Below are 17,249 nucleotides of genomic sequence, written 5' to 3' on the forward strand. Positions count from 1 at the left end.
CCAAGCCTACAAATAATGATTTCTTCAAACTAGATTTCATTATTGCGTCTCCTCCAATATGATAAAAAATTTTGTAGTTCACTAGGTTTATGTAACCCGTACCCATAGTGTACCCATTAAAGGGGTCGCTTCAAGCACAAGCTAGTCCAAACTTTCTACATTTCTAATTCTAGCTTCTTATAACAAATATCGCAAGGTAATTGAACTGAAGTATTTTATTTGATACTTTTGAAACATTCTTGTAATACAGTGCACAATGCCAACATGCCAACGCAAAAAGCCCGTCAACCGAGTTTGATAACTCAATTGACGGGCTTTTCACACCGTTGTTGCTATATGTGATGATTCCGAGCTTGTTATTAGTTAGTGAATCAATTATTCACCACGAGTGTCGAATAATTTGTCGATCTCAGTCTTGCGATACTGAGCAGCGATTGGGGTGGCGTATGGGTCAATGCCATCGCGGTCGAACATCTTCAATTTGGAGATTTCTTCCATCGCTTTAGTGACAGCTTCTGCAGACAAGTCGCCGTTGGCATAGTTGATTGACAATGTCTTGAGCTTCTCATCTGAGGTTTTAAATACCAATTCTAATTTACGCATGTGTGTTTCCTCCTATTAGTCCGTTATGATTACGCTTGTGGTGCGGCTGGTGCCGGTTGGGTCTGTGGTGCGTCGCTTAATTCAACGTGGTCGGTTGAAGATACGGCTGCGTCAGTAATGTTGCCGTCAACGAGGCTTTCAAGGATCTTAGCGAATGAGGCAACTTTTTCTGCCGTCACATTTTGAGCAACGTACGCAAAAGAATGCTTAACGCCCTTCTTGTGATCCTCATTAACCAACGTATAGGTAACATTTGACTTCATCCAATCTTTTTTCATCGTTCATTCTCCTTCGTGTTTTGAATAGTTTGTAAGTCGGTGGCGCCAACCCTTACATATACTAGTAACGAATTGAGGGGGCCAAAGTGTTCAGATTTTTTTGATTATTTTTGGAACTTTTTGATCACCCCACGCCGCCACTGGTAAACAGTCGTTCTCGAGCAGTGGCATTCTTTGGCAATTTCGGTGATGTTCATCCCATAATCGTAGGCCAAGCTCAAGTAACGGGCTTCTTCTCGGGTCAATTGAGTCATCAATTCGTCGGAGATAATGTGGGTATCGTAGTAACCGACGGACTTCTTCTTATCTTCCAGCTCTGCTAAAAGATCCGTCTCGTCATCAGGTTCTTCGATGCCGGCTCGGTGGCGCATTTCTTTTCTGAGGCAATCCAGCAAATGCCAGTAGACGCCTTGATAGATGAATAACAGGTAAGATCCCGGGGATTTTTTGAGGTTGATGGCTTGGATGTACTTTTCGGCGAAGGCAACCATCCCCTCTTGAACTAAGTCGTCGTAATATGGATTATCGTGGCGGATGTGCAGTTTCTTCAACACCCCATAGACCACCAGCTCATGGTCGCCGTCCAGTAGGAAATTAAAGGCATCTTGGTACAGTTCGATTTGCTTCTTGTTGTTTGTCATTATGAATCCATCCTTGTGATTGAATTGATCCATTGGCCAATGTCACAAGAAGCCAGTATATATAGAAGAAAATGGGGAAACAACGGCGGAGATTTTATTGTGTGAGGGCCTATAAATAAAGCATTGGTGGGGGCTCACTTTGGTGGAAGTTGCCGACTTTTTACGAAATTAGCAAAACTTCGGGAATTTTTCCGTATAATATGTCCTTAAATGAGGTGATCTGCATGAAAATGGCAACTGAACAAGAAGCACTGGATTTATTGAAATCAGTCGGCGTTGACTATCGCCGCGTCGACCACTCGGCTATTTGGACGATGGATGATCCAAACACACCGGAAGGGTTGCCTGAGGTGAAGAACTTACTGCTGAAGGATAAGAAAAGCGACCGGTATTATCTGTACTTGACCGACAATCATCGTGTCGACTTTAAGTCATTAACCAATCAGCTGGGGTTGGGCCACAGCCGCCTGGCATTTGCCAGTGAAGCCCAATTGGAAGCCCTGCTCGGCGTCGTGTCCGGCATGGTGACACCGCTGGCACTGATGCACGACACCGACGACCAGGTAACTGTCCTGCTAAACAAGTCGCTGCAAAGCCTCCCCGAAATCTCGGCCCACCCAAATATCAATACGGCGACGATTTTGATGTCGTATGCTGATTTGGTGCGGGTGTTGCGGGCTATGGGGAAAGTGCCCGTGGTGATTAACTAAAAAAGTCTAGCCCCACATTCGATGAAGTTCGAGTGTGGGGCTAGACTTTTTTGTCGTTAATCTAAGACATCCGGATACTCATAATGAATTCCGGGAATCTGCAGGGTGTTGATCATGTCGATTGACAAGTAATCCAAAATCGCTTCGGGAACGTCAGGCGATACCAGAACGGCAACGCTTCTTGAGGCGACCGTTCCCTTTATCAGGGTCTTATCCTTGCCGTCCACTTGGAAGTGGGCCTCGTCAACCGGGTCGTACGAGTAGCCCAAGCCGCCTTTGACACCACCGCTTAAAACGTCTTCGACTTCGGTGTCAGGGTCATCTTCGTAATGATGAATCAGGCCGATGATTTCCCCGTGGCCCCAGTCAAATAATGAGAACTGATCGTCAGGGTCGCTGATGACGGTGGTCAGTGCTGGTACAATTTCACTTAATCGTTTGCGGTCAAGTTTATTATTTTCGTTTTCCATATCTCTCATCCCATAATTAGATTTTATTAGCGCTTTCATCCCTTATGATACTTCAATTGATTTCTGCCGACAAGCGTTGGAATTGGTGTGTTGCAAAGCCAATCGCGCTAAACAGATTAAAGGCGGCACGCAAGTCAGTTTGCATGTCGCCTCTTAAGGAGCCTGTTATTTAAATGAAGCCTGTCTTACGCATCGGCACTTTCCTGCACCTGCTCAACGATTCCTTCTTTTTCCAAGTATGTATCAATTCCTACCATGGCTTCTCTTTCATCCTCGCCACTGGCCGAAATTTCGACATAGCTGTCCTGGGGAACACCCAGTGACATCACACCCATGATTGATTTCAAATTAACAGTGTGATCGTTATACGTGAGCTTGATATCGGACTTAAACTCCTGTGCTGCCATGACGAGTCTGGTTGCTGGCCGTGACATGATGCCTGTTTCTGCTAAAACTTTGAATTTATGCATTTCCATTTGACTTCGCCTCTTAGATTGATTGACTTGATTGTTGAACTAATATATTAACTGACATTGTAAGCGTTTACTAGTCAATATTCAATAGGTTTCACAACATTTTTCGAACTTAGTCAAAAAATATAAGAGGTTTATGATATTTCATAAAAAAGATCAGTATTTCGTCGTGAGAACAACATTTTGATGATGCTTGTCAATCGCTATATCAAATTTTTAAGCTTCTCTACCAAATCTTTAACAGGATTACAGACCGCAATCTTTCGTCAACGGAACTCAATTATTTTGTAACTTGCTTGAAAAGTATGGGCGTTATGATGACACCACAAATATTAAAACGAGGTGTTCTTCATTGAAATTCACGAAATTCATTTTGAGTGCTGCAGTTGCCGGAGCGATTATGGGCGGCGTGGTTACTCAAGCAAGCGCAGATACTTATAACAATCAAACCCAGCCACAACAGGCAAGCACCACCTACTACAATCCAAATGCCGGCACCACCAAGGCGACCGTCAATAGTGCGACGTCAAAGGCGGACGCCGTGGTCAGCTTGGCCAAGCAACTGGCTTCGCAAAACATCCCCTACGTTTGGGGTGGCGAATCCCTTCAAGGAATGGACTGCTCAGGATTGACCGACTACGTCTACCAAAAGGCAGCCGGCATCTCACTCGGGCACTATACGGTTACTCAGGAAAGCCACGTTACAACAGAAGCCGTGTCGGAGGCTCAACCAGGTGACCTGTTGTTCTGGGGAGAGCACGGCGCAACCCACCACGTAGCCATCTACATTGGCAATAACCAGTATGTCGCCGCACCGCAACCGGGCCAAAATGTCGATATTGAAACGATTAACAGTGCCTTTATGCCAAGTTTTGCGGGTAAGGTCACTGGGTAGTGTGCGACAAACGGCGGTTAGCTTCCAAAGTATAAGTTGATTTGCCAAACACCCTGGGCTTGGATGATTGGCAAATTGACTGATACGGCCGGAAGCTGCCGTTTGCCAAGTAGGCTGCCGTCGGCTCACGATTCAGCTAGATATAAAAACACCAATGAGGTGAACCTCTCAACAAGTTGAGAAGTCCACCTCATTTTTTCATACCCTTTTAGATCATCGGTCCACCCTTACCTTCAAGGGCAACAGCTTTCCAATTATCCCAAGTAATTTCCTTGTAGGCGGCGTCCCAAAAATACCACTCCAGCAGGCAGCTCTTCAAGAAGGTCTGCTTGGCCTGTTCCTGCTCGCGTGCGGTCGCCGACTCAGCTTCGTGATCAATGATGTTGAAGAACTGTTGAATGTAGCCATTGGGCCCTAAGAAGGCATCCCCACTCATGGACAGGAAACTTTGAAACGGCTCTTTTTGAACTCTCGTCTGCTTGGCCATAAATTTGCCCAACTCAACATACATCCACTCCCCCGCCGCAAACGATGGCAAAATTTGCAGAACGCTGTGGGTCTGGATAGTGGCCGCCATGTGCTGACGATACATCTGGTTAATCGGCTGAATTGGCGTTTGCTTGAGCGTTTCCCAATCATGCGGCATCGACTCCGGCTCTCGTTTTAACCAATCCCGCAGCATCGTCAGCTGCATATCCTGGCGCTTTTGAAACAGCAGCGCCTGCTCGGTGGATGTACTGTAGTTGATCAACGCATTAATCACCGCGACTTCATTATATTCAAAGGCAATATCCTGCTCGTCATAATAGCGCAGCTGACCCGACGTGAGTTGACCGCTGATGATTCCCTGAACAAACGGATGTTTTTCGTTGGCAATCAAATACGGTTGGGCGTCAAACAATATATCTTGAGACAATGACATAATCGTTCCTCCTGTAGTGGCACGGGAGCCGATAAAAAAAGACCAGTCGACAAATGGATTGCCGCTGATCAATGACAGTTGATGATAACATGTGACACCTGCAGCCAAATGAATTGGTTGCCAATTGATCTTCCTGCGACAGTCCTAACTGCATCAGGTTCAATGGGTATCATCTCAGCCGTAAGGGCACCCCAGACCACGTTTTATTTTGTTTTACACAGTTGATTATAGTGGGTTGGCGGTGAAATACAACTAAAAAATATATAGTGTCACATTATTATTTTGTTTTCCTCATGATGTACCCTAATTAAAAATTTGACTGACACCATGTACAAATCACAGTCGTCATATTAGTAAGTACGTGGTTTCCCCTAGATATATTCAAGAGCTCAAAATAATTGCCAACTTCCCTGATAATTTCAGTATACCTGACCACTAAATTTTCCCCAACAAATTTGCAGACTTATTCCATGCTTTTTTCGCCACATTGGCTTACAATCAATTCCAATAAATAAGCATACCGTTTGGAGGGATCCACATGATATCAGAGTACTTAACGATCATTGGTGTCGCCTTCATCGGCCTACTGGTCATCGGGTTGAGTATGCTGACGGCAGATTATGATGAGCTCGAACCGGTTCCGGCTGGCCCCAAGCTGTATGAAGGCCGGACACCGGAGTTTGACGTCGAAGTCGAGCCCGGCACCTACCAGTACGATCCGATAACAGGCGAAACAAACATTCCGGAAAATGTCTTTAGTTTGTATCAGCTGTACACTATCGATAATATTTCTTCGTTTGACGAATTGCGGTTAAACGAAGCCGATGAAGCATTAACCCGGAAGTTGAAACAGTCAACCAGTGGCTGGGATCAGTTTCCAGACAACGTTCGCAATCTATCGCACGTTTGGACGATCGCCGGTCATGGAAATGTATTGTTAAAGTTGAATGAAGGATAATAAAAGGACTCGAAGCGAGGTGGCTTCGGGTCCTTTCAGCTTTCAGGTAATTAGTCATTACCCTGGATAACGAATTTTTTATTAGCCGTTACATAGTGCCCATTGGTGAGCTGATAACGGGTGGTCAAGTTGTGCTTAACGAGTCGCTTAACGTGAAGGCGAGCCCCTTTCTTGTAGTGATTCGACTTACCTGTCAGACTAGCTGTCCGGTAAGCGTTACCCCCCTTCTTAGCAATCACAGTAAGATGCTTATTCTTCGGCAGAGTACGGTAGTAAACGCCACTAACGTAGTTCTTGTTAGCCGTAATATAGCCAGTCTTGCCGTAAGTCTTCGCTCCCTTGTTCACATCGCGAACCTTATAGCGAAGCGCACCGTTGTTGGAACGTGCATAACCGGTGACGACAAACATTGGCCGGTTAACCCGTGCCTTCTTGGTATATTTGGCAACTCGGTTATGCTTGGTGAAGTTTGGTGTCCGATACATGTAAATTGCCTTAGTGGCATATACAGCGGCACCTTTGACGCTGGCATAGTTCGGAAGGCCTGTGCTGCCATCTGTTTGTTTAGGTGTCGTTGGATTCCAAGTGTTATTGGTGCTTGGAGTGGTGTTGGTTGTTGTCGATGTATTCGAACTTGACGAACCATTTCCACCATTATTAGGCTTTGCGGGGAGTGGAACCGGCGTTACCTTGTACAATCGGAGGTTAATACTGCCGATGCCATTTGTGCCCATCCCACCACCGTTGCCGCCAGTGATGTTAGGAGTTACCCCTGAAAAACGATAGTAGTATGAAGTGGCCGTCTTGTTGGTTGTTGAATCAGGCGCAAAGTCATAGCCTAAAGCCTGTAAATTTCGTTCCAATGTATAGCCATTGGCCGACTTAACAGCGCCAAGCTTCTGCAAGTCCAAATAGAAATACGATCCAGTAAACCCAACCGTATCGAGCTTTTTGAATAAGGCGGTTTGAGCATCTCCTTGAACGGACCCACTACCATAGCTGCCATCATACAAATTATCCCAAATCACTTCCCCATTTGCGCCAATTTGCGGCATCAAATCCTCAACATTTTGAGGAAGCGGTGTGAAACTGCCGTCATTATTTTCAATGGTTGCTAAATATTTGCCGCCATTGAGACTATCCTGCTGGGCAATTCTGATATAGGTTGTCAATGTTGGCCCAGAGTATGAGTTAGGGGCATATGAATTATCGACGACTTGAGCCCATTTTGAATCGTATAGGTACTCATCAAGCGCCGTCGCATCAGTAATATTTAATTTCAGTGGAATCTTAATACTCCAGTGTTGACCTGCTGAAAGCGTTCCTTTTACTCGAAACCTATCCATTGTTGACCAGTCGGAGCCTGCCGGAATTGCGTCTAACGAATACTCGTGTTTATCAATATAGGCTGTTAACGCCATGCTGCTTTGGCTACCACTTTCTGGTGCAATCGTTGAATGACCGCGATCGTTGTCAAATACCAACGGAGTACTGTCATCTGAATACTTTGGCAAGCAAACAATTTCATTCACAATTTTGTCGTCCGTTGTATTGTTATTAATTGTGAAGTTTAAGGTTAAATCTTTGTAGTTGTCACTGTTAATAATTGTCTTCAGTGGCGTTGACGTTTCAGGATCCACAGCATAGTTCGAATCTTGTAAGTTACCACTCTTATCAGTTGCCTGGAAATACAAAGAATGTTCAAATCCATTTGCGATTTGCGGGGACGTCACTGACTGGGTGCTTGGTGTATTTCGATATATGGTTCCAGTAAATGTTGTGTTCACCGACGCATTGGAACTTACCTGTGATGTTGAATCCGCTAGTGCACTGCCCTGTTGCCCGACAATCGGCGCACTCAATAACAACCCAGCAAGAACCGCTGCACTTAAAGATAATTGCTTAAAAAATATTGCATGTTTACTCTTCAAAATAACCCCTCCATACCCAATAATCGATAAATGAAATACTAATGAGATTTGTACGTATAATTCTAATCTTATCGGTAAGCTTTGTCTATCATTTTCGTAATGAAAACATTAACTTAGTTGTAATTAAAGTTAGGATTTCTAAAATCTGTCAACCAGAAGCTTCTAGTGACTCAAAAAAGCCAAAAATAAAAGACCGTGCGAGGTCATTTCCCCATCACGATCTTAGTCATCCATCAATTTCTTCAAACGATTCTTCGCCGACAGCCAAAACAAAATTGACTGGACAGCGTCATATTGCATCAAGGTCGCCTGGCCGGCTGACCTTAATTCTAAACTAGTCGGGTCAGACAACTCTTTTCCGGCTTTGGCAGCCTGCTCGTTGAACATGACGACAAAGTTATTATAGCCGGTCTTGGGCGTCCCGTTTCCAAGCAGCGCCAGTAAGCCCGCCTTGATTTCGTTTAGCGTAAAGACATTTTTTAATAAGCCAATCACAATCGCCCCCGCCAATTGGGTCCGGTGATATTTGCTTTTCACCGGCGGGACCAGGATTCTGGCTTTGAAATAATTTTGCAGCATCGTTTTGGTAATCTTATCGCCAATGATTGGCTCCAGTACTTCATTTGTCAGGTCCAATAACTGGTCCAGATGAAGTGAAAATGCGGGCAACTCTTCCCACATCGGTAATCTAATTTCCAGCTCGGTGGTCGTTTTTGGCATCAAACCGCCCCTCTCGTTATTCACCTTCACCTATCTGGACACCAACGCCGACAAGACCCGGACCGGTGTGAACCCCCAAGGCAGGTGAAATACTTCCTCTATAGATTTTAAGTTGTGGGAAGTCAGCATGCAAGCGGTCGTAAACTTTTTCTTGCAGCGGGACGTCGGCACCGTTGACAACGCCGACACGGACGCTTTTATTGGCGGCAATTCGATCCGCCACTAAGTTGACCATCTTGGAGATGGCTTTTTGCTCCGAGCGGGCTTTGGCGACTGGGAAATAAATGCCGTCTGAATCGGTTGCGATGACCGGCTTAATGTTTAGGACGGAACCGATGAGACCGGCCACCCGACCAATTCGTCCACCTGCACGAAGATATTTTAAGCTGGGAATATAGAAAAATGTCCGACTATTCTTAACCGATTGCTTGAGAAACTTCATCGTTTCGTCAAATGACTGGCCGCTGTCGATCATTTCTTCTGCGTACACCGCAAACAGTCCGCTGCCAATCCCAATGTTCTTGGTGTTGACCACGTCCATTTGAATATCGGTCGTCTCTCTGGCAACGTTGGTAAACGTGCCAAACGAGGTCGAAAGGTGCGCCGATACCGTGATGCCGATGATGTGATCAAAGCCACGTTGACGCAACTTATCGACTTGGGCTTCAACACTTCCCTGTGTGGGCGCAGCTGTCTTCGGCAACTCATCAACATGGTCCAGGGCGGCGTAAAATTCTTCCGGGGTAATATCAACATTGTCGCGGTATTCTTTACCGTCCATGGTGACGATCATTGGGGCAACTTCGATATTATCGTATGAGTTCAATAATTCAGCAGGCACATCAGAACCGGAATCAGCTAGAATGGCAATCTTTTCGGGCATTTTCGTTCTCCTTAGATATTGGCGTAGTTTTAATTACTATTTATGTAGTATTGTATACTACATAGGTGGGTTGTCAATACTAAAAAGGTCCCAGTAACTGAGCAGTCGCATTTCTGCGGCAAACCCAGGTACTGGAACCTTTTTAGCTAAATGAAATTTAGTGCCTAGTGTTGAATCACAAATTTCTTGTTAGCTGTCACGTAGTAGCCGTTACTTAGTTGATAACGTGTGGTTAGGTTATGCTTCACAATCTTTTTAACCGTCAGCTTCGTGCCCTTCTTGTATGTCTTGGAACGACCATTCAAGCTTGCACTCTTATACGCATGGACACCATTTTTAGCAATCACAGTGATCTTCTTGCTCTTTGGCATCGTCTGGTAATAAGCATTGACGACGTATTTCTTGCTGGAAGTGATGTAACCAACCTTACCGGCGGTCTTCTTGCCATGGTTCACGTCACGAACCTTGTAGCGTAAAGTGCCGTTGCTGGATTTTACGTAGTCAAGAACCACAAACATCGGTCGGTTGACCCGCTTTACTTTTGGATAAACGGCAATTCGTTGTGACTTCTTGAAGTCAGCGTGCTTATACATGTAAATCTTCTTGGTAGCATAAACTGCGGCGCCCTTCACAGCCGCATAGTTTGGAAGCCCTGTTCCGTTGGTAGCAGTTGGATTGGACGGATTCCAAGCGTTATTGGTTGGGTTGGTGGTAGTTGAATTATTAGTAGTAGTCGTCGTTGTTGAGCTGCCGGAACTACCGCCACCATGATTGTTGTTATCGGTGGGTTTTACCCAGTTTGGAATTTTGGAGAACACAAGGTAGAAATTACCAACACCATTACTGCCAAGTGGGTTCGCAATGGTCTTTCCATCTTTGGTAAAGGTTGGGGTATCACCGTAAACGTAATTGAAGAGCGATTGCGTTGTCCCGTCTGCGTTTGTTGGTAGTGTGTACCCATAATTCTTCTTAAGGTTATCCAGTAGGGATGCTCCCGTTGAATCCAAGAGTTTGGACTCGTCAATGTAGTATGATAGTTTGCTAGTCGTATAAGGAACCTGTTGAAGTGTATCAAAATTGGTGTTCACTGTACTGTCAAAACCAATCATCCAAAAATCATCAAACCTCAATGAGCCATTATTGTTAGCAATATTTGGCATGACAGATTGAATATCACTTATTGGCGTATATGAACCGTCAGCATTCTTGACAACAGGTAAAAATTTACCAGTCAGTGGAACTTGCTCTGCAAATCTTGCCCGAGCAACAGCTGTATCTATAACTTCCTTGTTGTTTGCAATCGGTGTTCGAAGTGCATTAGCTAGATATAAGGTATTACCATCACTATTATCAGAATAGTTTATATTGTCTGCTACCTTTAAGGGAACCTTAAGAATATAAGTTCCTTTGGGGCCAAGAGTCCCTTGTGTTTTGAGTATGGCCACTGAGTCCACTGTGAAATACTGTTGATCCTTTGCTTTAAAATCGGTTAATGTGTAAAATTCTCCCGAATGATATATTTGAGGCCCATCTGTGAACCCTGAAGCCGGCGTATAATTGGTTGCCTTCTCTGTCCAATTAAAGCTTGCAAGAAGTACATTGGAAGGAAGACCTATCTTTCGAAGCGAAAATTGATTATTAACCGGCTGATCGGTATTGGTTGGATTGTAAATGACATATTTTGCATACAACTGACCCTTCAACTTGTCTTTATCAATAATGGAGTGAGATTCTGGATCTAAATACTTCATTGTGGTTCCATCGTAGTGCGAGGCATAAGAGCCGTAGTTCGAAGTTGCTGACTCATCCTCATTTGTAAAGTATACCGAGAATTGTAACTGTGATCCCTGGAACTCAACAGGTGTGTAATTTGGCTGCTCTCCATTATAAAAGGGAGATGAACTATCTGCCGATGCCTGCTGCGTTGACGTAACCGCAAAACCAACAAGTGCTGCCATGGAGATTGTTACTTTAATTATCGTTTGAGCCAAGTGTATCTTTGTTATCTTCATTGAAATCCCCTCCAGAATCTAAATATAAGCATCATGTGACCGGTCATGTATTGCTTAACTTAAGTATGAATAATTATAGCATGGTGTAAAGCGAAATGGCATGACTTACATAATAAATGAATTATGCCAATTTCTTGAATATTCCATCATATTTATTAATTAAAGAATTATTTATATATAGATATGTATATCATTTAAATGCCTACATCTGAATAATGTAATCGCTTGCATTTCTTATGAAAAGATAAATTAATAATTCACTATAACGTCAAAGAAGCCCGCAAAGCTAACTAATCATAAGCAAAAAAAGAGCCTGAAAGGAAAAATAATTCCTTACAGACTCTCGTATATTAATTAACCAGAATAACTATTTATACATAATTTTTAATTCCCATTATTCATAACTCAAACTCTCAATTGGATCCAACCTTGCTGCTTTGCCCGCTGGCGCGAGAGCTGCCAAGAGTGAGATGACGATGGCAACGACAAAGCCAAAAGTGATATTTCCCGGCGTGATCTGCATGATGGAATAACTGATTCCCGCTTGTGCAATGTGGTTGGCCACCACCTGCAGGAGTTCAGCCAAGGCAATCGCCAAAATTGACGAGAACAGGCCGATGAAGAAGGCTTCAGAGAAGAACAGGTTTCTGATGCTGCCTCGAGAAGCGCCCAATGCCCGGAGAATCCCGATTTCTTTGGTTCGCTCGGAGACACTGATGTAAAGCACCACGATGATCATGATGGCCGATACCAGCAGCGAGATGCCAGCAATCGTAGCCAAGACGTTCACGGCCAATGTAATATACGTGTTCAGGGTGTCCACGAAGCCACCGACACCAGTGATTTCGTATGCTGATTTTTTCTTGTCGTTCTTGAAAGCCTTGATCTTATTTTCAACCGGCTTGACGTTCTTCACATCCCCTGCAATTTCAACCGTCACGAAGTTTGGCTGAATCTTGATGCCCTTTGATTTGTACAGAGCTTTCATTGTTGCGTAGGTGATGGACGTCGACCCAGTATTGGCCTTGGCAATCCCACTAACCGTCAGCGTTTTGGTCAACATGACCGGGCGCTTCTTGCTATTGAGGGTGTTTTGATAGAAGGTCACCTTTTTGCCAATCAAAGAATACGGGTGCTTTTTATTGAGCTTCTGAGCGTATTCCTTGGTCAGCATGATTTCGTTGTTCTTAGGCGCGTGGCCTTTGGAAATACTCTTAGCCAGCATGGTCTTGTTATGGGTCTGCATAAACGAAATTGAAGCCGTCTTGCGGCCCATCCGCAATTGCGTACCACCTTGGACAAAGTAACCGTCATCAATGCTCTTGACGTTCTTGATATCCTTAATCCGATTCTTGTCTTTACTGGTAATGTTAATCTTGCTGAGGTCCGGACTGGAATCGCCGGAAACGTTTTGACTCACTTGGACGGCATTCGGATTCACCTGCGAATAAATTTCGTGGTTGATATATCCCTGAACCCCGTTCCCCAATCCCAGCATGACGATCACACTGAAGATGCCAATCGCGGCCCCAAAGACAATTAGAAGGTTCCGTTTCAAGTTGTAGCGCATGTTTTCCAACGCCATTTTAAGGGTGGCACCAAATCTCAGCGTGTGAGTCGATAATTCATTCGCTTGGGATTTTTCGTACCCGGCCTTTAAAGTCGTGTCCTCACTGATTTTGCCATCTGCCAAACGGACAATTCGCGTTCCATGATTGGCAACGGTCTCCGAGTGGGTTACGGTAATGACGAGTTTACCATCCTTAGCAATTTGGTCCAGCAAGCCCAAAATTTCTTGAGTGTTTTGACTGTCCAACGCCCCAGTCGGCTCATCGGCAATAATAATTTCCGGATCAGAGGCCAGCGCCCGGGCAATCGCCACCCGTTGCTTTTGGCCGCCGGACAGCTGATTGGGATATTTGCGCATGTGGTCCTTCAACCCCACCTGATCTAACAGTTGACGGGCACGGGCTTCTTGTTGCTTATGGCTCAATTTAGTCATTTGCAGCGAAACCATGACGTTGTTAAAAACCGTCAGGTGACTGATCAGATCGAAGTTTTGAAAAATAAAGCCAATTGTCTGGCGCCGGTATGCGTCCAGCTGCTTGTTGGTATCGTGGCGAAGTGATTTGCCGTTTAAAACAACATCCCCGGAATAGTTGCTATCGAGTCCGCCGATGATGTTCATCAGAGTGGTTTTCCCACCGCCGGATTCTCCGACGATTGAGACGAATTCGCCTTGGTTAAATGACAGGTCAATCCCGGTTAAAACGGGGAATTCCTGATTTTCAAGATAATATGATTTTTTAATGTTGTGCAGTTCTAAGTAACTCATGTGGTCCTCCAATTTATGATGCTCAGGATTTGCGTATTGGTTTATTTTACCGCAGTTTGGGGCGCTTGGGTACCTTGTGGCTTATATGGGGGTAAGAAAAAAGCCAGTGTTCAGGTAAGGCTGGTCTCCTTGCTCTCTGCTACTTGGATAAAACGAGCTCCGACGGCCGCAAACGCAGTGTAGCGCCTAGTCCTGTGGGCGACGGCCGCAAACGCAGTGTAGCGCCTAGTCCTGTGGACGACGACACTGCCCCCTAACATCTAAGAAAAAATCATCAACAAAGAACAAGAATCGTTCTTTATTGATGATTTTCTCTTAGACACCAGGGGCAACACGTGTCTCGTCGCTCCAACAAAATGAGCTCCTCGAACCAACTTTCTCCGCTTAGTCCAATAACGGCCTTCAACGCAAAACCAGCGTTAAACGCCGTTATTAAACTAATGCTCAAAAGTTAACCGGTTCGTTCCGCTCTCTATGCTTTTCTCCCAAACAGCGTATCAATCAATGGCTCACGCTTCAGGATTGTTGGTGTACCAAATGCCTTCAGGGTTGTGTCCGCAAACACTGCCAGCATGTAATCGACAACTGGTTGTGCGAAACTGTCCTTTAAGTTTTTGTCATCGTCAATTGCCTTTTGAATGGCGTCGTTATCCTTCAATGAATCAGGTACTTGATAAACGCCGGCAATCGTTGCCGTGAAGTAAGGCTTTGACAATTCGTCATCATACAGGCTGAACTTCGAGATCACCTGGATCACGTTCAAAGTTGATGAATCGTCTGGATGCCCTGGTAATGTCAATTGCGTTTCCGCATTAACTTGGGGTGCCTTTTGAGGATCGTAATTACTTCTATCAAAACTCAAGCCATCCAAGCGAACGGCCATTAACTGCCAATTATTATTTTCTGCCAATTTATATACCACCTTATAGTTGTTCGATTATTGCTACACGTTCATCGTATCATACACGTGGTTACATTTGCAGTACTTCTGGACGGATTTAATGATTTACTAGGCTTTACATCTGTAATTTGTCATCATCCCAGTTCTGTTGAGCGTGTATCTTGTTGATAATTTGCTGATACCCGTTAGGTCCAAGTTTTAATTGAATTAATTGCTTGTGATCTTCAATGATTTTCACCAAGAAATACGGGTGCAGTAACATCCTCAACAAATTATCCTGAATTTCTGATTGAAGTATAACGCCATTTTCAATTTCTGAAAGCGTGCTGTAACTGATTCCCAATATGGCCGACGTCTCTCGTAAACTAAAGTTTAGTTTCTGTCGAATTTTTTTAATGTGTTCCGGAGACAAAAATCCCACTTTGTCGCGATAAACACAATAATCAGATTTCAAGTTAACATCCGGATCATCAAAAGGCACTTCATAGTTCTGAGGATTCTCTGGACTTTTACCGTCTTGAACCAAGTACGTATGTTGGTTGATAAAATTGAGCTTTCGAATAGTGACCGATTCGTTGAGTGTAATTTCCTGGTAGTCAATCCTTTGATCTGAAAAAGGGTCGTATTCGCTCACCTTAGATTTAATTGTAATTTTGCTCATTCTATTTGCCTCCCAATCAGTAAAGATCCATGAAATTATTTAGGCCCGGTTTGTCCGATTCATGAAAAGATTCAAACACGATAAACTGTCGTCCATGTCTCACAATAAACGAAAACTTGATATACATACTCGAATCATAAAGTGGAACCAAAAAGTCAAAAATAACGCCATCAGGTTGGCCCGGAAAATAGCTCTTTGAAGGGCCTCTGAATTTTACATCTTTCGAGGTTGTTAATGCCTCAACAGAATCTGCCAATGCCTTTTGAAAAGTAATACCATGTTGTCGGAAATACGTTTCTGTCTTTTTCGAATGAAGCTCATATTCATTGTTTCCGGGACGCATTCGAATTTCTCCATGTTGAAAAGCAATTTCGATTTGTTTGATCGCAAGCTTCGCATAAGAACTGTTGAACTGCACGTGAAATACCGCCTGTTACTGTAGAGTAACATTATCGTATCATCTGTGCTAACACTTAGCAACTAATTTGTGCCTTTTTATGTGCCATTGAAAGCTCAAAATCATCACCCTCTCAATCTAATTAGAATTCTCCGCCAATTTGTCATATCATAGATAAGAACAATTTAAAATAATTCAATGGAGTTGAATCATGACAATTACTGAAATGATGGCTGAAATTAAGTCATATCAAGAAAAGTTAAATCTGAATGACGATTATTTGTTTAACATCGTGGAGTTTACTCCGGATGAAGTCCAGGCTTTCCGCGCGCAAAAAGCACCTGAAAGTGCCTACCAACAAACCTTGACGCAGATTCAGCGGTTGTACTTACTGAGTTTGTCACCTAAGGAATTGATTGACCGCATCAATGTCGCCCGTGAAAAGGCCGGCTTTTCGGAAGCTGACGCCTTCAGGACAATGGGGATTGGTGATGATCAACTCGCAGATTTTAAAAACGGCGCGCTGCCAACCATGAACTATGTGACCGGGCTCAATGCGTTACAAAGTGCGGCTGAAAATTAGAGATAGTAAGGGGCTGTGACAAAACAGCTAGTTTTGCCGACAGCCCCCTACTTTTCCATTTTATATATAGTTGAAACGTGTGTCAGTACGCTTATTTTTTCGCAAACGACACCGCTTCAATAATCGCCGTCAAATCCTGATTGATCCGTTTAGTCACGTCCGAAATGAGATGATACTGATCGGACTTCATGACTTCCTTTAATCGCAGCTCAACGGTTTGGGCCTCATCTTTTGGAAAAATCTGCCGAATCAGCCCCGAATTGACCAGCAAAATCGCCAGCATGGAATTTTGTTCGGAAGGTTCATTTTTGGAAACCGCGTCGCTATACAATTCCTTTAAGATCCGATCGGTCAATGTTTGATTGTCATAGTAGGTCTTATGGTCTTCTTCAAGATAGCCATCCTTAACCAGCGAATCACACACCGCTTGGGCAATCCTGGTAATTCGTCGTTTACGAACCGATAAAACGGCATCCCGGACATAGTTGTTAACGGATTGCGGCTGGCTTTTTTTGATGTCCTCGGTGATCGGCACCAGGTAATCCTTGGGCGCCTTGTTGACTGGCGCAATGACCATCCGATTGGCCGGTGTGAGTGCCATTGTCCCATCACGCAGCAGCTCGACAATTTCCGATAGTAACAAGCACGCCGCTACTTTCCGCTCCTTAAACGCACTGACTTTTGGCTTTTGATTTAACACACATAACACGAACTCCTGGGTATAATTTAACCCTTTCATGGCGACGACCCCCCTCGGCTTCAAAGTTATCTCTACCTAAAAAATAGCGTATTTACCGTGGCTTATCAAGAAATTACTTTTATTTTTCCAAAAGGAACTACTATACTAAATCATAGAAACAATTGAGGAGGAACTTA

Annotated in this window: 19 protein-coding genes and 1 riboswitch; of the genes, 4 read left to right on the forward strand and 15 right to left on the reverse strand. The window is 44.2% G+C overall.

From position 1 onward, the window contains the following. Positions 1-375: 375 nt before the first annotated feature. From FC51_RS11175 to FC51_RS11185, 3 genes are all read right to left on the reverse strand, one after another. Positions 376-603 carry a DUF2922 domain-containing protein gene (locus FC51_RS11175; RefSeq protein WP_057910347.1) on the reverse strand — a complete coding sequence of 76 codons (228 nt, stop codon included), beginning with the start codon at positions 601-603 and terminating at the stop codon, positions 376-378. 29 nt (positions 604-632) lie between these two features. Further along, entirely contained in the window at positions 633-881 is a 249-nt protein-coding gene (locus FC51_RS11180; RefSeq protein ID WP_057910348.1) for a DUF1659 domain-containing protein, read from the reverse strand. A gap of 104 nt (positions 882-985) precedes the next feature. Then, complete coding sequence (locus FC51_RS11185) at positions 986-1,522, reverse strand: sigma-70 family RNA polymerase sigma factor (protein WP_057910349.1); 537 nt, start codon at positions 1,520-1,522, stop codon at positions 986-988. Between the two features lie 224 nt (positions 1,523-1,746). On the opposite strand from FC51_RS11185, the gene FC51_RS11190 reads away from it, so the two are divergent. Beyond that, positions 1,747-2,232, forward strand: a complete 486-nt coding sequence (locus FC51_RS11190) for a YbaK/EbsC family protein (RefSeq protein ID WP_057910350.1) — start codon at positions 1,747-1,749, stop codon at positions 2,230-2,232. A gap of 56 nt (positions 2,233-2,288) precedes the next feature. Here the strand turns inward: FC51_RS11190 and FC51_RS11195 are convergent, their stop codons facing one another. After that, on the reverse strand, positions 2,289-2,702 hold the full coding sequence (locus FC51_RS11195) for a hypothetical protein (protein ID WP_057910351.1): 414 nt from the start codon (positions 2,700-2,702) through the stop codon (positions 2,289-2,291). Positions 2,703-2,887: 185 nt separating this feature from the next. After that, positions 2,888-3,178 (reverse strand): phosphocarrier protein HPr, encoded by a 291-nt coding sequence (locus FC51_RS11200; protein ID WP_057910352.1) that lies wholly within the window; start codon positions 3,176-3,178, stop codon positions 2,888-2,890. Between the two features lie 349 nt (positions 3,179-3,527). Between FC51_RS11200 and FC51_RS11205 the strand changes: the two genes are divergently transcribed. Further along, positions 3,528-4,070: a C40 family peptidase gene (locus FC51_RS11205; RefSeq protein ID WP_057910353.1), complete on the forward strand. Its 543-nt coding sequence runs from the start codon at positions 3,528-3,530 to the stop codon at positions 4,068-4,070. A gap of 208 nt (positions 4,071-4,278) precedes the next feature. On the opposite strand, the gene FC51_RS11210 is transcribed toward FC51_RS11205, so the two are convergent. Further along, positions 4,279-4,992, reverse strand: coding sequence for a TenA family protein (locus FC51_RS11210; protein ID WP_057910354.1), 714 nt, complete (start codon positions 4,990-4,992; stop codon positions 4,279-4,281). 113 nt (positions 4,993-5,105) lie between these two features. After that, positions 5,106-5,196: riboswitch (TPP riboswitch) on the reverse strand. A gap of 334 nt (positions 5,197-5,530) precedes the next feature. Here FC51_RS11210 and FC51_RS11215 point away from each other — a divergent pair. After that, entirely contained in the window at positions 5,531-5,950 is a 420-nt protein-coding gene (locus FC51_RS11215) for a hypothetical protein (protein WP_057910355.1), read from the forward strand. A 50-nt stretch (positions 5,951-6,000) separates the two neighbouring features. On the opposite strand, the gene FC51_RS12595 is transcribed toward FC51_RS11215, so the two are convergent. The 8 genes from FC51_RS12595 to FC51_RS11255 form a co-directional block, all read right to left on the reverse strand. Further along, on the reverse strand, positions 6,001-7,881 hold the full coding sequence (locus FC51_RS12595) for a DUF5776 domain-containing protein (protein WP_065203693.1): 1,881 nt from the start codon (positions 7,879-7,881) through the stop codon (positions 6,001-6,003). Between the two features lie 222 nt (positions 7,882-8,103). Next, a complete protein-coding gene (locus tag FC51_RS11225) occupies positions 8,104-8,601 on the reverse strand; it encodes a DUF1836 domain-containing protein (protein WP_057910356.1) in 498 nt (165 codons plus the stop codon). 16 nt (positions 8,602-8,617) lie between these two features. Next, positions 8,618-9,484 carry a DegV family protein gene (locus FC51_RS11230; RefSeq protein WP_057910357.1) on the reverse strand — a complete coding sequence of 289 codons (867 nt, stop codon included), beginning with the start codon at positions 9,482-9,484 and terminating at the stop codon, positions 8,618-8,620. A 164-nt stretch (positions 9,485-9,648) separates the two neighbouring features. Further along, the gene (locus FC51_RS12600; RefSeq protein WP_057911336.1) at positions 9,649-11,496 is read right to left on the reverse strand and encodes a DUF5776 domain-containing protein; all 1,848 of its coding nucleotides are present in this window, start codon (positions 11,494-11,496) and stop codon (positions 9,649-9,651) included. Positions 11,497-11,890: 394 nt separating this feature from the next. After that, positions 11,891-13,831 carry an ABC transporter ATP-binding protein/permease gene (locus tag FC51_RS11240; RefSeq protein ID WP_057911337.1) on the reverse strand — a complete coding sequence of 647 codons (1,941 nt, stop codon included), beginning with the start codon at positions 13,829-13,831 and terminating at the stop codon, positions 11,891-11,893. A 472-nt stretch (positions 13,832-14,303) separates the two neighbouring features. Continuing rightward, entirely contained in the window at positions 14,304-14,741 is a 438-nt protein-coding gene (locus tag FC51_RS11245) for a hypothetical protein (protein ID WP_057910360.1), read from the reverse strand. Between the two features lie 106 nt (positions 14,742-14,847). Then, the gene (locus FC51_RS11250) at positions 14,848-15,393 is read right to left on the reverse strand and encodes a helix-turn-helix domain-containing protein (protein ID WP_057910361.1); all 546 of its coding nucleotides are present in this window, start codon (positions 15,391-15,393) and stop codon (positions 14,848-14,850) included. A 16-nt stretch (positions 15,394-15,409) separates the two neighbouring features. Then, the gene (locus FC51_RS11255; RefSeq protein WP_057910362.1) at positions 15,410-15,811 is read right to left on the reverse strand and encodes a hypothetical protein; all 402 of its coding nucleotides are present in this window, start codon (positions 15,809-15,811) and stop codon (positions 15,410-15,412) included. A gap of 190 nt (positions 15,812-16,001) precedes the next feature. Between FC51_RS11255 and FC51_RS11260 the strand changes: the two genes are divergently transcribed. Beyond that, positions 16,002-16,373 carry a hypothetical protein gene (locus FC51_RS11260; protein WP_057910363.1) on the forward strand — a complete coding sequence of 124 codons (372 nt, stop codon included), beginning with the start codon at positions 16,002-16,004 and terminating at the stop codon, positions 16,371-16,373. Between the two features lie 91 nt (positions 16,374-16,464). Here FC51_RS11260 and FC51_RS11265 read toward each other — a convergent pair whose 3' ends face one another. Continuing rightward, a complete protein-coding gene (locus tag FC51_RS11265; protein WP_057910364.1) occupies positions 16,465-17,112 on the reverse strand; it encodes a GPP34 family phosphoprotein in 648 nt (215 codons plus the stop codon). Between the last annotated feature and the right edge of the window lie 137 nt (positions 17,113-17,249).

This window comes from Lentilactobacillus parabuchneri DSM 5707 = NBRC 107865 (assembly GCF_001435315.1).
Classification (GTDB): domain Bacteria; phylum Bacillota; class Bacilli; order Lactobacillales; family Lactobacillaceae; genus Lentilactobacillus; species Lentilactobacillus parabuchneri.

What these genes read in the sequence shown, in the direction of transcription:
- FC51_RS11240 (WP_057911337.1), bottom strand. Translation starts at nt 13,831, where the DNA reads ATGAGTTACTTAGAACTGCACAACATTAAAAAATCATATTATCTTGAA.
- FC51_RS11230 (WP_057910357.1), bottom strand. Translation starts at nt 9,484, where the DNA reads ATGCCCGAAAAGATTGCCATTCTAGCTGATTCCGGTTCTGATGTGCCT.
- FC51_RS11215 (WP_057910355.1), top strand. Translation starts at nt 5,531, where the DNA reads ATGATATCAGAGTACTTAACGATCATTGGTGTCGCCTTCATCGGCCTA.
- FC51_RS11200 (WP_057910352.1), bottom strand. Translation starts at nt 3,178, where the DNA reads ATGGAAATGCATAAATTCAAAGTTTTAGCAGAAACAGGCATCATGTCA.
- FC51_RS11175 (WP_057910347.1), bottom strand. Translation starts at nt 603, where the DNA reads ATGCGTAAATTAGAATTGGTATTTAAAACCTCAGATGAGAAGCTCAAG.
- FC51_RS11195 (WP_057910351.1), bottom strand. Translation starts at nt 2,702, where the DNA reads ATGGAAAACGAAAATAATAAACTTGACCGCAAACGATTAAGTGAAATT.
- FC51_RS11190 (WP_057910350.1), top strand. Translation starts at nt 1,747, where the DNA reads ATGAAAATGGCAACTGAACAAGAAGCACTGGATTTATTGAAATCAGTC.
- FC51_RS11185 (WP_057910349.1), bottom strand. Translation starts at nt 1,522, where the DNA reads ATGACAAACAACAAGAAGCAAATCGAACTGTACCAAGATGCCTTTAAT.
- FC51_RS11265 (WP_057910364.1), bottom strand. Translation starts at nt 17,112, where the DNA reads ATGAAAGGGTTAAATTATACCCAGGAGTTCGTGTTATGTGTGTTAAAT.
- FC51_RS11210 (WP_057910354.1), bottom strand. Translation starts at nt 4,992, where the DNA reads ATGTCATTGTCTCAAGATATATTGTTTGACGCCCAACCGTATTTGATT.
- FC51_RS12600 (WP_057911336.1), bottom strand. Translation starts at nt 11,496, where the DNA reads ATGAAGATAACAAAGATACACTTGGCTCAAACGATAATTAAAGTAACA.
- FC51_RS11250 (WP_057910361.1), bottom strand. Translation starts at nt 15,393, where the DNA reads ATGAGCAAAATTACAATTAAATCTAAGGTGAGCGAATACGACCCTTTT.
- FC51_RS11180 (WP_057910348.1), bottom strand. Translation starts at nt 881, where the DNA reads ATGAAAAAAGATTGGATGAAGTCAAATGTTACCTATACGTTGGTTAAT.
- FC51_RS11225 (WP_057910356.1), bottom strand. Translation starts at nt 8,601, where the DNA reads ATGCCAAAAACGACCACCGAGCTGGAAATTAGATTACCGATGTGGGAA.
- FC51_RS11260 (WP_057910363.1), top strand. Translation starts at nt 16,002, where the DNA reads ATGACAATTACTGAAATGATGGCTGAAATTAAGTCATATCAAGAAAAG.